This window comes from Acinetobacter sp. CS-2 (assembly GCF_016599715.1).
Lineage (GTDB): Bacteria > Pseudomonadota > Gammaproteobacteria > Pseudomonadales > Moraxellaceae > Acinetobacter.
This window is the reverse complement of record NZ_CP067019.1, coordinates 2,338,659-2,354,011: the sequence shown is the minus strand read 5'-3', so window position 1 is coordinate 2,354,011 and position 15,353 is coordinate 2,338,659. Positions and strand designations below refer to the sequence as shown.

The following is a 15,353-nucleotide window of genomic DNA, read 5'->3' as shown; positions in this document are numbered from 1 at the left end:
TTAGTATTCCTGTAACAGCCAGCCACTGATAAAGGCAAAATATTCGCGTAACCAGGAGTTATAGCGAATATAAAGCGGTGTTGGGGCGCTAAGGGTAAATATCTGCTGATAACCTTGATGTTTAGCAATGGCTTTGGCACGTAAAATATGAAAGTCACTGGTGACAATGACAACTGGCTGCTTTAGGGAAATATGCTGCTGTGCCAGTAAAGGCTGCACATTACGCAGATTTTCTGCAGTGCTGGTACTTTTAGCTTCTAACAGAATACGTGATGGATCAATATGATGCTGTTGTTGCAGATATTCAGACATCACTGTTGCTTCAGCAATTTGTTCTTTAAATCCTAAACCTCCAGTCACGACCAGCACGGTTTCCGGGTAACGTTTGGCATAGGCAGCACCAACATCTAATCGCTGTTTTAAGGTGGGAGAGGGATGACCCTTTTCGATTCCACTGCCCAGTATAATGACTGCAGAGGCGGGCTGAACTGTATTGGACTGCTGAATGCTATATAGCAGATAACTGAAAAATATCACCAATGTGCTGAGCCAGAGAAAAAATCCCGCCCATGCACAGCGCCATAAAGTCTGTCTTAATTGCGTGCGCTGAATAAAGCTTTGAATCCGGTTAAAAAACAGGGCATAGAGCATGAGTCCAATACCGATGATCAACGGAAGAATAATGCCGAGATGAATTTTATCCAGTGACAGTAACCATAAGCCATCGAGAGTCAATATACTGCCGATAATCAAGCTCAGGTGACGTTTGAAGCTGCTGGACATAAAATTACTCTGGGTGAATGTTGTTGCTAGTTTAAACAAATTGGATACTTTAAGTATAAAAAAACCGGGTTCTGAGACCCGGTTTTTTTATTGACTTCAATGATTAGTAGACATCACGACGATAACGTCCATCTTGGCGTAGCTGGTCAACTACAGCTTCACCCAGAATGTCGGTTAAAGCCTGATCGACATCGCTGGCCATACCGTTGATGCTACCGCACACATAAATCACCGCACCATTCTTAACCCAGGCTTTTAGTTCCTGTGCCTGTTCACGCAGTTTATGATGTACATAGACTTTTTCTGCCTGATCTCGTGAGAAAGCCAAATCCAGGCGTTGCAACATGCCAGTGGTTTGCCAGGCTTCAATCGTGCTCTGATAGAAGAAGTCATGTTCACGCTGGCGTTCACCAAAGATCAGCCAGTTTTGCGTATAGTTCTGACGGATACGTGCATGTAGCAAGCTCATTAATCCTGCAAGACCGGTACCGTTACCAATACAAATGATAGGACGGTTGTCATCAATCAGGTGGAAAGATTCATTGTTACGGATATGCAGCGCAATCTTGCTATTTAACGGGGCATGCCGAGTCAGCCAGCCTGAACCCAGACCCAATTGGCCTTGAGCATCGGACTGTTGGCGCACCACTAAACGCAGAACTTGCTGTGAAGGAATACTGGCAATGGAATATTCACGTGAAGGCAGCATCGGAAGTTGCTCCAGTAAATGATCCATATTGGCAAAAGGTTCAACTTCACCGGTCAAATCTTTGTTCCATAAGGCCTGTTCAATATTGATCTTTAACGAATCTACAGAGGTATTCGGCTGAATTTGATGCTGCTGCATAAACCGGGCAATACGTTCAGCACTGTTACCGGGTTGAATCTCGGCGATATCACCGGCTTGCCAGCTCACTTCATGATCCGGCTTTAACTCGATATTAAAGGCTGGGGCACCGAGGCTGTTCGGATTGAGCAGATCACGTTGGGTTAAAGTCCAGCAATCGAAGGTTTTTTCGATATTCATGGTTTGCAATTCAAGCTGGGTTACTTTTGCTAAAGTTGTATTCCATGCCTGAATCTGCTCTTGATTGGCATTATCCACTTCAATGATATTAAACAGCTGCTGTGCACCATTCTGTTTTAACCAGTCATCAATTGCATGGCCAAAATGACAGAAAGTGTCGGCATATTCATGAGATCCTAAGGCCAATACTGCATAGTGCAGATGGCTTAAATCAGCTTTTTTGCGCAGTATTTTTTTGGCAAAACCCGCTGCTAAATCAGGTGCTTCACCGGTACCATAAGTACTGGCTACAAATAAAACCTGTTCAGTATTTTTTAAATCATCCAGACTCAAATGTTGTACAGATTTCACGCTAGCAGGCTGATGAGCCTGTTGCAGGCTGGTTGCTGTACGCCATGCTAGCTGTTCTGCCGTACCAGTTTGTGACGCATAGACAATCAGCCAGGGTTTTGCATTACCATCAATATTAACCGCGGTTAAGCCATGACGTGCAGCTTGGGTTAGTTTCTTCTGTTTGCGACGTTTCAGATAAAGCATCCAGCCTGTAACAAAGAACAATGGCATACTCAGAGCAGCCAGCATAGCCAAGAACTGGTAAACCGGACCAAAGAAGCTACCACGGTGCACCGGCAGCATGCTACTCATGATTTTTTCATTGAGTTTTTTATTTTCGTAAAGTTCCATCTCTTTAATGCTAGATGCCTGATAATCAAATATGGCTTTGTTGCGTGCGCGTTCATGCTGGGGAATGGCATCGACAAAGCTAATTTCAAGTTCACCATTGGCTTTTTTCGTGATATTCAGGGTAATGCTTGAATAATCACGGCCCACTTGAGCATTAAAGCCTTTCCAGCTTTGACTAAGAGCCAGATGAATCTGTTCCGGGCTTAAGCTTTTTTTCTCAATTTTTTCAACAGGTTGAATTTCAGTAGCTTTTTCATGTTTGCTTGTAGCTGCATTACGTAATGCTTTGCTCGAACCCTCATTGTTGCTGACTGTTTCACCACCTTTTGGCGCTTCAGCTTCACCCTTGGCTTGCGGTTGTTCAACACCCATCACAGTGTACAAGCCGCTACGCCACCAGCCATAAGACCAGGTTAAACCGGTACAGGCGATAATCAGGAAGAAAATCACCACCCAGGTACCCACCACGGCATGTAAGTCCCAAATGAAATTACGGCCTTTTAGTTGAGGCTTGAGCATGAACCATTGTTTAACAGAATGTTTTTTCGGCCAGCGCAGATATAGACCACTGAGTACAAAAAAGATCAGCATGAGGGTACAGGCCCCGGTGATCTGCTTGCCGACGGGTCCAACGGTTAAATTGCGATGCAACTGCTCGATAAACTTGAAAAATTCTCGTCCTTTAATCTCAGGTAACACTTCGGCTGTGTAAGGATTAATCATCATGGTATAGCCTTTACGTGCACCTTCTTTGACAATATTAATGCTTGAAGATGCTGTCGGATCTTTGGCTATGGTGATGCTATTAATTTTCATTTCCGGATCAGTTTTTTGAAAATGCTGATACAGTTCGGCAGGGGTTAATTTATCTTGTTTTTCAATCTGGACGGTATAGCTAGCCGGATTGAGCCATTTCTGGATAGGCTGTTCATATGAATAAATGGCACCAGTTATCCCCATAATGGAGAGGATTAACCCGGCAGTAATACCAAGAAACCAGTGAATCTGGAAAAAGATTTTTTTTAACATAGCCGAAAAACAGGGTGAGAAACAGAATTAACCTGAATTATAGCTGAACTTTCCCAAAATGATATCGATTTAGTAGGTAATATTTATTCTCATTATCATTTAATTTTATCGGAATTAAAAAACCCCCAGTCTGGAGGTTTTTTAATGTCTAGCTTGCAGTAGCATTTAAATCTGTTTTGCTTCGCCCACAGTTTCATTCAAGTGCTTGCGGATAGTCTTGAAAGAAAAATTCTTTGAATCCATACGCTTTGGCAAGATATAAGCACCTTGTTGACCTTTAACCTTGAAGTTAATCAACATAAAGTCAGGGGTATTGTACCACTCATAAATATCTTTCCAGCCAATGGCACCAACACCTTCCTGTGCACCCATTTGCTGACGCATGATAATGCCGTGCGGCTGTACGCCCAAACGGATACCTTTAATTTCCTGTACCGGAAATTCATTCATCTTGCGTTTTACATACCATTCCAGGCCGAATTTACGGATCAGGAAATATGCAAGCACACAGACCAAAGCCACCCAGCAGAAAATGGTGGAATAGTTTTTCAGCAAGATGATACCGACAATGGAAAGTAGGGCAACAGCTGCCATGATGATCCAGGCTTTGGTGCCGATTTTATTGGTGCTACGCCAGATGGCAAGTTGCGCTTGACGTTGTTCAGCCTCAGAAATTTCATAGTTCACAGGCTGTAAGGTATAAGCGTATAAATTTTTCGCGGTCATAATGAAAATAACAAATTTAGAACTGTAAAAAGTTTAGCATTATTTATACCAATTCAGTGAGTATATTGTTCCAAAATCATCCTATTTATAATGAGGCTAATTCGGTGGCTTTTTCATCACGGTCATGGCTTAGACTTTGCTTTAAACGACTGAGCTGATTCAGAATACTGAGCATCAACGATAATTGCTGCAAAACAATCAGAGATTTTTGATCCTCTTCATTATTTTGGTTTAAGCGTTGGCGTATGGTATTCAGCATATTTTGTGCCGTCAGGTCGGGCACTTCATCTTTTAGCAATGCCCCTTGAATGTCGTCCAGCGCTTGATCGAGGAGCTGCAAGACTTCCTGATCTGCAATTTTTTCACGATGTGCGCCCAGTGCAGCAATATAGCTGAGCAGGGTGTGATTCAAGCACAAAAATTCAAAAGCCTGGCTTTTTTGTGTCGGATCAAAATCAGGTTCTGTGGCCAGGGTCGAAATCAGTGAGGCCACATCTGCATCGTTATTATGCGCAGCACGACGTACCACACGATATTTCAAACCGTTATTACGGCCATTTTTGTACTGCTCAATCACTTCGGTCAAATATTCACATTGAGCGTTGAGTGAACGCCGGATATTGCGCGGTAAACGACGAAATTTCCAGTCGGGGAAGATAAAACTCACCCCAAACCAGGCCAAGGCACAGCCAATCAAGGTATCAATCATGCGCGGGAGGGCTGCGGCGAAACCCAATCCATCGAGGTTAAAGTTAATTAATGCCAAAATCGTGATAAAGGCGGTGGCCTGGGCATATTGCTTACTGCGTAATTCAAAGAACAGTACACCACTTAAAATCAGCAGTAATAATTGACCTTCGATCGAAGGAATAAAATACAAAATGGCATAGCCGAGAATAATGCCGACCAAGGTGCCAACAATCCGTAAACGCAGGCGACGTTTGGTGGCGTTAAAATTGGGTTGGCTGACAAAAAGCGCCGTTAATAGAATCCAGTAGCCATATTGAATCTGGGTAATCTGGACAAAAATATAACCAATAAACAAGACAATAGAGACACGAATTGCATGTCTAAACAGCACCGACTCTGGTGTTAAATGCTGTTTGATCCGAATCACAATATCATCCCAGCCTTTGAGATCATCATCTTTTAGCTGGTTTTCAATATGTTTGCTTTTATCTAACTTAATATGCCGCTCTGTTTCTACGTTGCGAAGCTGGGCATCAATCGACTTTAAATTTTGATAAAGAGAAAATAAGGCATTGACCCAAACTTGATCGTATTGCTGCTCGGCACGGAGTTTTTCCAGGGATATTTTTAAGTTGGCAAAGGCATGTTTAAAGCGCTTGTTATGCTGATAGGTTTCACGATTTAAAATACTGTGACCCAAGTCTTTACAGGCCTTACCCTGAATAGAAAGAATGCGTTGAAAGCGAAATAAAATGTCACTATGTTCAAAAACTTTGACCAGTTTTTGATAATCAATATGCGCTGAATCTGCACGTTCATGGATATCCTGAGCCACAAAATAATATTGCAGGCTGCGACGGGTATCTTTTTGTCCACGGTCACCTTTTAATCGGGTTAACAGGGCAGTTTTCATTTCATTGAAAATACCGACCAGTTTGCCATTTTCCAAAGACAGCTCAATCATGCTTTGCTGATAACTTTCTGGCGTCATGTCAACATCAAACAGGTTCGATTTGGCAAACAGAAAGTCTCCCAGTGATGAATAGCACTGGGACAGTTTGTCCTGAACCTGCCGAACCGGAAATAGCAGAAAACTGATGGTAGAAAGCAGGCCATACCACATCGCACCGGCAACCAACAGTCCAGCCTGCATATACCATTGATCAAACAGTCCAACCCCCAGCATTGAATAGACTGAAATGACTAGACAGCCATAGGAAATGGTCGCATAACGCCGTCCTAATGAGCCGAGCAGAATCCAGCCAATGCAGGACACAATCAGCCCTATGGCAAATAAAACGGGATGAGGAAATAAAAAATAAATCGAGGCGGCGGTAATAAAGAAACCGATGTAAGTATAAATCAGGTTCATGATCCGCACTGAAAAGCGGTCATCGATATCACTTAAACCGGCAGCCACTACCCCTAAGGTCAAGGGAATGGTAAAAAGCTGTTGTCCCATAAAATAGGGCACAAAGGCAGTACCTGCAAATGCAATAATCATGCGCAGGTTATACATGAAGGTGGTATTGTAAGTCGCTTGTTTAAGACGCGTCAGCCAAGATTTCAAGTTATGTCCTAATCACTAAAGGATGTATGCATCAGGGAATGAAATTATGTGAAATTTCATTTTCAATCCTTAAAATAATACTATGTACAGTGTAAGCTTGTCTTTAAAGCCCCCATTTAAAAATTGAATATCGTTATGTCTGTACAGCAATCTACACGGCAGTATTCCACAGCATGGATCATGCTGCTGGCTTTATTGACCTCACTTGGTCCACTTTCTATTGATATGTACCTGCCAGCCTTGCCGCAAATGGCACAGGATTTTGGCGTCAGTACGCAAATGGTAGCCAATACTTTACCGGCTTATTTTTTGGGACTGGCTTTAGGGCAGCTGATCTATGGACCTTTGAGTGACCGGATTGGGCGCAAAACACCATTGTATTTTGGATTAACCCTGTATGTTGTTGCAAGCTTGCTGTGTATTTTTGCCAGCAATGAATGGAGCTTAATTGCTGCAAGGATTTTACAGGCTGTCGGAGGCTGCGTAGGGGTGGTGATTGCCCGGGCTGCCATTCGTGACCGTCTGGATATGCAGGCTTCTGCACAGGCCTTTGCCAGCATGATGATTGTGATGGGGATTGCGCCGATTGTTGCGCCGAGTGTCGGGGCAATGGTATTGACGTTCTTTAGCTGGCATGCAGTCTTTGTCTTTTTAACCTTGATCGGACTGATCTGTTTATTCTGCGTGCACTTTTTCTTTAAAGAAAGTTTGCCACCTGAACGCCGTTTAAAGCTGAATGTTGCTCAGATTATCCAGCTGTACGGTAGTATTTTTAAAGACCCGAGTTTTACATGGCCAATGCTGGCTGGTTGTTTTTCTGGCGGCATTTTATTCTGTTATATCAGTTCATCTGCTGCTGTGCTGATGGATCATTATGGATTAGCGCAACAGCAATTTGCTTATGCTTTTGGGCTGAATGCCTTTGGTATCATGCTGTTATCTGCGCTCAATAAAAGACTTGGCCAGCAATTTTCGGTCCTGAGTCGCCTGAAAATAGGCGGCATCATCCAGTTGCTTGGGGTCTGCATTTTATTCAGTGCAGGTTTAATCGGTCATAGTCCCTTATGGCTGGTATTGATTGGCATGTTCTGGGCAGTGGCAGGAATTGGTTTTACGGGTCCCAATGCGATGGCTTTGGCCATGTCGGAACAGGGTGCGCAAGCGGGGACAGCCAGTGCGATTATGGGAAGTATGCAGTTTGCCTGTGGTTTGCTCGGCGGCGTGATTTTGAATTTTCTGATGTGGGATTCACTGCTCAATATGGGAATTCTGATGTTGATCTTTGTGGCAGTGACTTTGCTCGCAATTCTACAGCTCAGCAGACAATTGCAGGATAAAAGTTTAAATATTTAAATATCTGCATAGCAAAACAGACCTTTAAACTTATTCGTGCTAAAGGTCTGCTTGAATTCAAGCTATTTATTTATCCATAAACGCGGCAATATTCATTTTTCCGGATAACTAGGCAAAGGTTTTCTTAAGGGGGCCCGGCTTGCCACGGTTAAAATGTTTTAATGATTTATGGATCAACCTGTCTGATACAAAAAGCCCGTACCGCATGGCGGGCCGTTATGGCATCGTTTACATGCTGAAATGAGCTGTAAATTTATAAAAATGTCTTTTGAAATGAGTTTTTTAGCGCTGGGTAGTTATATACATTAGTCGAATGTCTGGTTGTTTGGCTTTAGGATGAATTTTTCTAAGTCTAAGAATATCCATATTATTTTTTTATTAGATCTGAAAATGAGATTATTTTTCAATCAATGTTCGGGAAAACTGATTTTAATAAAGTCTGAAAATTGCTAGATTTAGCACGATATGTGGATGTCACATATTTGTAATATTATAATATTTTAAGTTTTTTACTGTACTCAGAAGCTGAAAATGCAATGGTTTTTTAAGCTTATTAATTTTTGAAGGGTATTTTTTCATAGATTTATTGGGTTTTTAAAAAATCACTGAATGCATGGAATGCGAAATTTAACAAATCGGAGATTTTAAGAATGAGTCAATTACGTAACGGTAAATTTATTGCTAAAGGTTTAGCATTGGCAGTTACAGCAGTCATGGTTAGTACAGCACATGCCGGCACAGCTGAACAAAAACAGATTCAACAATTACGTCAAGAAGTTGAAGCATTAAAATCTTTAATCCAACAACAACAGCAAGTGCAGCAACAGCAACAAACTCAAATTGAGCAAGTCAAGGCACAGCCTGTTCAACTTGCAGCAGCACCTGCAGCGAAGTCTGAATCAGCATTAACTGGCTTTAAAACTAAAGCGGGCGCCAGTGTAAACCTATACGGTTTTGTTCGTGGTGATGCTAACTATATTATTGAAGGTGCAGATGACGACTTTAACGCAGTACACAAATCTGGTGGAGCAACTGCATTAGTTAATGACAAGCTTCGTGCTACCGGAAAAATGACCCGTTTAGGCTTAGATTTTAATACGCCAGTGGGTGATGCAAAAGTTGGTGGTAAAGTTGAAGTTGATTTTGCAGGAACCAATGAAGCATTGCGTATTCGTCATGCTTACTTAACCTATAATGACTGGTTATTCGGTCAAACCACTTCAAACTTCCTGTCAAGTCATGCACCAGAAATGATTGACCTTGCAACGAACGTGGGTGGAGGTACACTGCGTGTTCCTCAAGTACGCTATGGTCTTAAACTGGCTCCTGCTACCCAATTATTCTTGTCTGCAGAAGAAGCAGATAGTTCGGCTACAGGGGATACTATTAAATATCGTTTACCTAATTTAACTGCGAAATTAGTGCAAGGTTTTGCGGAGGGTAAAGGTTTAGTATCTGCACGTGCTTTGGTTGAAAATTATAAATCAACAGCAGCTGATGATAATAAAACTGGCTGGGGTGTAGCGGCAGGGGTTAATTATCAAGTTGCTGATCCTTTAAAAGTGTCTGCTGATGTTTCGCATGTAGTGGGTAACAGCAACTATTTATATGGCAGCAATTCAGCTTATGTGCTTGATGGTAATAATATTGAGCAAAATGAATTTACTGCTGCCCAAGTCGGTGCAACCTATAAAATTTCACCTAAATTACGTTCGACTTTAGCCTATGGCGCTTTGTTTGCAGATGATGGCACTAAATATGCATTGACTACAAATGCGAATGAAAAAGTACAACAAGCTTGGATGAATATTATCTATTCACCGGCTACACCAATTGATTTAGGTGTGGAATATATCAATGGTAAGCGTGAAACCTTTGCTGGTCAGTCATATAAAGATAACCGTGTAGGTTTGATGGCTAAATATAATTTCTAATTCAAAACTGGAAATTTAAAAAAGAGGCGACTGGTTCGCCTCTTTTTTTTATTTGAAAAATTATTTTTCATCTCCAGTTAATACCTAAGAGATCTCATTCGTATGAGAATCATCAGCCCTGATTTGATGGGTAAAAGCCGGCTATAAAAAAGGTCAAAAGATGAGATAATATTAAGAGGAAGGCGGCAAATATATGAGCCCTGATCTTTTAAAAACTGAGAGCTTTTAAGGATAACTTTACGAAAGAATACAGTGTTACACATAGATCGTTCTTAAAATATACGCCTTTTTGCGAACAGCTTTATTTATCTTTAGGTGGTTCATGAGCAATATCAAATTTAGTTTTATTGTTTTGGCAGTATTGGGGTTGGGAGCCTGTCAAACGGTTGCCCAACCTAAGCTTACTGTTGGTTCGACAGGACTATCAGAGCCACCTGCTGTAGATGCTCAAGTTCGGGCAGAGCGTATTAATTTTAAAAAACTCAAACAGCAGGAAAACCGTCCTATTGTTGCCTTGGTACTGGGCAGTGGTGGCGCTCGTGGCTATGCTCATATCGGGGTCATTCAGGTACTGGAGCAGCAAGGGATACACCCGGATTTGATTGTAGGTACCAGTGCGGGCAGTATTGTGGGTTCCATTTATGCCAGTGGTAAAACAGCAGAAGAACTGCGTGATATTGCTTTAAGCATGAAAGCCAATGATGTGCGTGATGTAAAGCTGGACATGAAAGGCTTTTTTGATGGCCAAAAAGTTGAAAATTATGTCAATCAGCAAGTCAATAATACGCCTTTAGAGGCATTAAAAATCCCGATGTATGTGGTCGCAACGGAATTAAAACAAGGCAGAAAAGTCGTCTTTAACTATGGCAATACCGGACAGGCGGTACGCGCTTCCGTGTCTATTCCCAGCATGTTTATTCCAACCAAAATTGGTGCGGATGAATATGTGGATGGCGGTCTGGTGAGCCCGGTACCTGTAGGCGTGGCACGTGATTTGGGGGCGGATATTGTGATTGCTGTGGATATTCTGGCGCAACCAATGCATACCGAAACCAGTAATGTTTGGGGAATGTTCAATCAAAATATTAATATCATGCAAAGCCGTTTAGCTGAAGAAGAGTTAAAGCATGCAGATATTGTGATTCAGCCAGATTTAAGGGAAAAAGGGCATATATTTGATGTAAAAGGTCGTGCAATGACCATGCAAGCCGGAATAGATGCAACAGAAAGTCAGTTAAATGAAATTACCACTTTATTGAAACAGAAGCATTATCCATTTGGTCATAGCATTCAGCAATTAAGCGCACAGGATTAAGTCCTTCAATCAATTGCAATGATGAAACCGAATCCCTAAGAGTCTCAGATTCATTATTGCAATGCTGTTAGGTTTTAGTCTGTCGTTATTTAGGTTTTGAGGGATAATCAATCAAGATGAATGGAATTTAACTGTAAAGATAAACTAATCAATTGATATTATTCAATAAAATCAACTAAGTGATGAAAGCTTTTGTATTATACAATTTTTATATAATATGTGTTTGTTCAATGATTTAAGTTTACCAGTAAATAAAAATTCTCTACACTGGAGTTTATTAAAGTCATAAAAGCATATTTCTGTAAGGATGGTTAAATGCATAACAGTAGTATGAACATAGAAAAATTTGCCATAGGTCAAAAAGTTAAAATGGCGAGTATGGAAAATCTGGTATTTACCGTGATTTCAGAAAATACTGATGGTACCTATAGTGTTGAGACCCAGCTCGACCAGCAAAATGTATTGAGCTATGGCAATATTTCCAAAGAAATGCTGCGCAATGTAACACCTTGATATTAGTTTAAGCTGAGATTTAACTGGTCTGATATGACACGTTAAACACTAGCCCTGTGCCCAAATAGATTTAAATTTTGTTTGATTCATAGGTATTCAAGTAATAATCACACGATATGTTTTAAAATATATAGTCATCTTTTTGTAATTTAATTTTTAGAACAAATATTCTATTAAAATCATGCTATAAGAAAAATGTTTATATCTCAGTGAGTTGGTAAAATTGATATATATTTTTTTGAATGATACCAAAATCACTATAAATAATAATGATGGGTTTATTGGCAATTTCGACATTTTATTTCATAGAAAAACGATATAATCATTCCTTATACTATTGTCTGTAAAAGAGTCTAGAGAACGCGATGTCCCCATTAGATCAAATTGCTCCAGCATTAGATGACCAGTCTGAATTAACCATGACAGTTTTAATGACTCCTGATATGGCGAACTTTTCAGGAAATGTTCATGGCGGAACAATTTTAAAATTACTGGATCAGGTCGCATACGCATGTGCTAGCCGTTATTCAGGCAGTTATGTGGTGACTTTGTCTGTGGATAAAGTAAATTTCAAAGAACCGATTCATGTGGGTGAACTCGTTACTTTTCTTGCCAGTGTCAACCATGTCGGTCGTACCTCAATGGAAATCGGGATTCGCGTAGAAGCGCAGAACATTCAAAAACGTACCGTACGTCATACCAATAGTTGTTACTTCACTATGGTAGCTGTAGATGAAAATGGTCAACCGAAACAGATTCCGCCATTGAAGCTGGACAATGACTGGAAACGTTGCCGTTTTGAGGCTGCTGAACATCGTAAAGTGGCACGCTTGCAAGAAAGCCATCATCCTTCATGCAGTATTTATAAAAAAACCTCGCAATGCTAATGCTGTATTAAAACAGACTGAACGCTGATGTTAAAAAGACTGCTTTAAAGCGGTCTTTTTTGATTTTAACGGGAAGATTGGAACTATACAGCAGGCAAAAATTAGCCTAATATAAAACGATACGTATCGTTTCGTTTTTGGTGATGAATGACTGAACTAGAAAAAACTTCGCGTCGTAAGCAATGTATTTTGCAGGCAGTGACTGCTGCATTGGAAGATGAGGATTACAGTCATTTAACTGTTGAAGATATTGCTGCACGGGCAGGGGTAGGAAAGTCGACCATTTATCGCTGGTGGAAGCATAAATCTGATCTGGTCTTTGATGCCTTTAAAGAGCACACCGCTTCGGTCTTTGATCTGGATTTCGAGCAGAGCCTGGAAGTTAATCTGAACCAGCAGCTGTTAAAATTGTCACTCGCGCTAAATCATCCGTTAGGGCGAGCTTTATTGGTGGTGATGGCCGAGCATCGTGAAGCAGCCGGTGAGTTTTTCAGGCTGTATTTATTACCGCGTCGTGAGCAAACACGCAAGTTGATTCAACTTGCCATAGAGCGTAATGAAATTATTGCCGATTATCCATTTGAACTGATGCTGGATACGCTGTATGGGCCGATTCATTATCAGATTATTTTCTTTAATTGCATGCCAGATGAAACTTACATACACAATCTTGTACGTTTGGTGATGCAACCTGTTCTGGTTCAAAAGTAGCACCAGGCTACCGCTAAGTTGGTCATTATGTCTGCAACAAACACTGAGCGTCTATGGAATCGCTCGTTTATATTATGTCTATGCAATAACCTGTTTTTATTTACCTATTATTATGCCTTATTAACTGTCTTGCCGATTTATATCATGAAGGATCTAGGCGGGACGGTGAAGGAAGCAGGTTTGGCACTGACCCTATTTCTGGTTTCTTCAATTGCGGTTCGTCCATTTTCCGGACTGATTGTGGAAAAATTAGGCAAAAAAATAGCCTTCCGCGGCTCGGAATTGCTGTTTGTACTGTTTGCTTTTAGCTATTTATTTGCCGACAGTATGTGGGCTTTATTGTTGATCCGTTTTATTCATGGCATCTGGTTTAGCATATTAACCACGGTCACCGTGCCCATAGCAAATGATTTTATTCCAGATCGGCGTAAGGGCGAGGGCATGGGCTATTTTGTCATGTCGACCAATCTTGCCGTGGTATTTGGGCCTTTAATTGCCTTGACCGTGTTGCAGTTTACTGATTTTAAGATGCTATTTGCGCTATTAACTGCTGTGATCAGTCTGGGTTTTATTTTTTGTTTAATCATTCCGGTACAACAGCAGGATAAGGTTGCCTTCACGGCTGAGACTCAAGAAAAAAAATGTTTGGGTTGGCATGATATTATTGAAACACGTGCTATACCGATTGGCTTTGTTGCCTTGCTGACTGCATTTGCCTATTCCAGCATTATGAGTTTCATTACCGCTTATAGTGAATCTAAAGCTCTACTCGCGTATACCAGCCTGTTTTTTATTGTCTTCGCCATTTCCATGATTGTAGTGCGGCCGTGGGTAGGCAAAATTTATGACCGTAAAGGTGCCAGTGCAGTCATTTATCCTTCCTTTATTTTCTTTGCCATAGGCCTGGTCGTGGTCAGTTTTATCTCCAATCAATGGCTGCTCTGGTTATCTGCTATATTTATTGGCATTGGTTATGGCTCCCTGTTTCCATGTTTTCAAACCATTGCTATTCAGTCTGTGCCAAAACAGCGTATGGGGCATGCAATTTCCACATTCTTTACCCTGTTTGATTTGGGCATGGCAATCGGCTCAGTCATTTTGGGATTGATGATTGCCTATTATGGTTATCAACTGAGTTATTTATTCTGTGCTGTAATTACTGTGCTGACTTTATTTGTTTATAAATACACAGTTTCGGCATCACTGAAGCAACCTAAATAAAGAGAGGTCCGGCACGTGGAATTACGTCATTTACGCTATTTTGTTGCAGTTGCACAAGAACTGAATTTTACCAAGGCGGCACAACGCATGTGTACGGTGCAACCATCTTTGAGCCAGCAGATTAAAGATCTGGAACATGAGGTGGGTGTTCAGTTATTGGTTCGATCCAACCGTAAAGTTGAGTTGACTGAAGCAGGAAAAGTCTTTCTGAAAGAAGCGCTGCTGAGTTTGGAGCATGCAGAAAAAGCGATTGATGCTGCACGGAAAATTGCCAACTTGAGCAAAGACCAGTTGAATATTGGCTTTGTCCCTGTGGCAGAAATGAAAATTTTTCCCTATATCATGCCGAATATACGGGCCCATTTCCCTGACATCAAAATTAACTTTCATAGCCTGACCGATGTCCACCAACTTAAAGCCTTAAAAAAAGGTGATATTGACATTGCCTTTACCCGCTATGTCGATGAATCGGATGAACTGGAGCATGTACAGATTTTTAGTGAGCCTCTGGCTTTAATCGTGCCCAAGGATTCACCTATTGCCGAGCAACGTCATATTAGTATCAAAAGTTTTAATCATCAGGACTTTGTTATTAGTGATGAAGATGCTTCACCGCAGTTGCACAAGATTATTACCGATTTCTTTAAGCAGGCTAAACTGGATGTCAACATCGTCCAGCACTCGACCAATATTCTATTAAATGTCAATTTAGTCGGCATGGGGGTCGGCTGGAGTTTGGTACCGGCTTATGTGATCCCGCTATTGGGCGATAAAATTATCGTGAAAAATACTATTGAGCCCTTACCGATGATTAACCTGTATGCCAGTTATCGTAAAGGGCAAAAAAATGAGCTGATTGAACTTATTTTAAAAATCTTGAAAGAACAGTTTTATATGGGTTTCTTTTAAA

At 41.1% G+C, this 15,353-nt stretch carries 12 protein-coding genes; 8 read left to right on the top strand and 4 right to left on the bottom strand.

What is annotated here, in order from left to right:
* From JFY49_RS11565 to yccS, 4 genes are all read right to left on the bottom strand, one after another.
* Nucleotides 1-783, bottom strand: coding sequence for a YdcF family protein (locus JFY49_RS11565; protein WP_086195976.1), 783 nt, complete (start codon nucleotides 781-783; stop codon nucleotides 1-3).
* 103 nt (nucleotides 784-886) lie between these two features.
* On the bottom strand, nucleotides 887-3,523 hold the full coding sequence (locus tag JFY49_RS11560; protein ID WP_200223034.1) for a PepSY domain-containing protein: 2,637 nt from the start codon (nucleotides 3,521-3,523) through the stop codon (nucleotides 887-889).
* A gap of 165 nt (nucleotides 3,524-3,688) precedes the next feature.
* A complete protein-coding gene (locus JFY49_RS11555; RefSeq protein WP_086195974.1) occupies nucleotides 3,689-4,249 on the bottom strand; it encodes a YcxB family protein in 561 nt (186 codons plus the stop codon).
* Between the two features lie 85 nt (nucleotides 4,250-4,334).
* Complete coding sequence (gene yccS, locus JFY49_RS11550) at nucleotides 4,335-6,509, bottom strand: YccS family putative transporter (RefSeq protein WP_180176433.1); 2,175 nt, start codon at nucleotides 6,507-6,509, stop codon at nucleotides 4,335-4,337.
* Nucleotides 6,510-6,644: 135 nt separating this feature from the next.
* On the opposite strand from yccS, the gene JFY49_RS11545 reads away from it, so the two are divergent.
* From JFY49_RS11545 to hcaR, 8 genes are all read left to right on the top strand, one after another.
* A complete protein-coding gene (locus tag JFY49_RS11545; RefSeq protein ID WP_180082317.1) occupies nucleotides 6,645-7,862 on the top strand; it encodes a multidrug effflux MFS transporter in 1,218 nt (405 codons plus the stop codon).
* A gap of 650 nt (nucleotides 7,863-8,512) precedes the next feature.
* Nucleotides 8,513-9,796, top strand: coding sequence for a DcaP family trimeric outer membrane transporter (locus JFY49_RS11540; protein ID WP_200223033.1), 1,284 nt, complete (start codon nucleotides 8,513-8,515; stop codon nucleotides 9,794-9,796).
* A gap of 322 nt (nucleotides 9,797-10,118) precedes the next feature.
* The gene (locus JFY49_RS11535; protein WP_200223031.1) at nucleotides 10,119-11,111 is read left to right on the top strand and encodes a patatin-like phospholipase family protein; all 993 of its coding nucleotides are present in this window, start codon (nucleotides 10,119-10,121) and stop codon (nucleotides 11,109-11,111) included.
* A 330-nt stretch (nucleotides 11,112-11,441) separates the two neighbouring features.
* Nucleotides 11,442-11,624 carry a hypothetical protein gene (locus JFY49_RS11530; RefSeq protein ID WP_086196100.1) on the top strand — a complete coding sequence of 61 codons (183 nt, stop codon included), beginning with the start codon at nucleotides 11,442-11,444 and terminating at the stop codon, nucleotides 11,622-11,624.
* Nucleotides 11,625-11,989: 365 nt separating this feature from the next.
* Entirely contained in the window at nucleotides 11,990-12,511 is a 522-nt protein-coding gene (locus JFY49_RS11525; RefSeq protein ID WP_086174788.1) for an acyl-CoA thioesterase, read from the top strand.
* A gap of 147 nt (nucleotides 12,512-12,658) precedes the next feature.
* On the top strand, nucleotides 12,659-13,222 hold the full coding sequence (locus JFY49_RS11520) for a TetR/AcrR family transcriptional regulator (protein WP_086195969.1): 564 nt from the start codon (nucleotides 12,659-12,661) through the stop codon (nucleotides 13,220-13,222).
* A gap of 27 nt (nucleotides 13,223-13,249) precedes the next feature.
* On the top strand, nucleotides 13,250-14,443 hold the full coding sequence (locus tag JFY49_RS11515; RefSeq protein WP_180174815.1) for an MFS transporter: 1,194 nt from the start codon (nucleotides 13,250-13,252) through the stop codon (nucleotides 14,441-14,443).
* A 15-nt stretch (nucleotides 14,444-14,458) separates the two neighbouring features.
* Nucleotides 14,459-15,352, top strand: a complete 894-nt coding sequence (gene hcaR / locus JFY49_RS11510) for a DNA-binding transcriptional regulator HcaR (protein ID WP_180174816.1) — start codon at nucleotides 14,459-14,461, stop codon at nucleotides 15,350-15,352.
* Nucleotide 15,353: the final 1 nt, after the last annotated feature.

Coding starts and splice junctions, on each gene's coding strand:
- JFY49_RS11565 (WP_086195976.1), bottom strand. CDS start 783: ATGTCCAGCAGCTTCAAACGTCACCTGAGCTTGATTATCGGCAGTATA.
- JFY49_RS11560 (WP_200223034.1), bottom strand. CDS start 3,523: ATGTTAAAAAAAATCTTTTTCCAGATTCACTGGTTTCTTGGTATTACT.
- JFY49_RS11555 (WP_086195974.1), bottom strand. CDS start 4,249: ATGACCGCGAAAAATTTATACGCTTATACCTTACAGCCTGTGAACTAT.
- JFY49_RS11545 (WP_180082317.1), top strand. CDS start 6,645: ATGTCTGTACAGCAATCTACACGGCAGTATTCCACAGCATGGATCATG.
- JFY49_RS11540 (WP_200223033.1), top strand. CDS start 8,513: ATGAGTCAATTACGTAACGGTAAATTTATTGCTAAAGGTTTAGCATTG.
- JFY49_RS11535 (WP_200223031.1), top strand. CDS start 10,119: ATGAGCAATATCAAATTTAGTTTTATTGTTTTGGCAGTATTGGGGTTG.
- JFY49_RS11530 (WP_086196100.1), top strand. CDS start 11,442: ATGAACATAGAAAAATTTGCCATAGGTCAAAAAGTTAAAATGGCGAGT.
- JFY49_RS11525 (WP_086174788.1), top strand. CDS start 11,990: ATGTCCCCATTAGATCAAATTGCTCCAGCATTAGATGACCAGTCTGAA.
- JFY49_RS11520 (WP_086195969.1), top strand. CDS start 12,659: ATGACTGAACTAGAAAAAACTTCGCGTCGTAAGCAATGTATTTTGCAG.
- JFY49_RS11515 (WP_180174815.1), top strand. CDS start 13,250: ATGTCTGCAACAAACACTGAGCGTCTATGGAATCGCTCGTTTATATTA.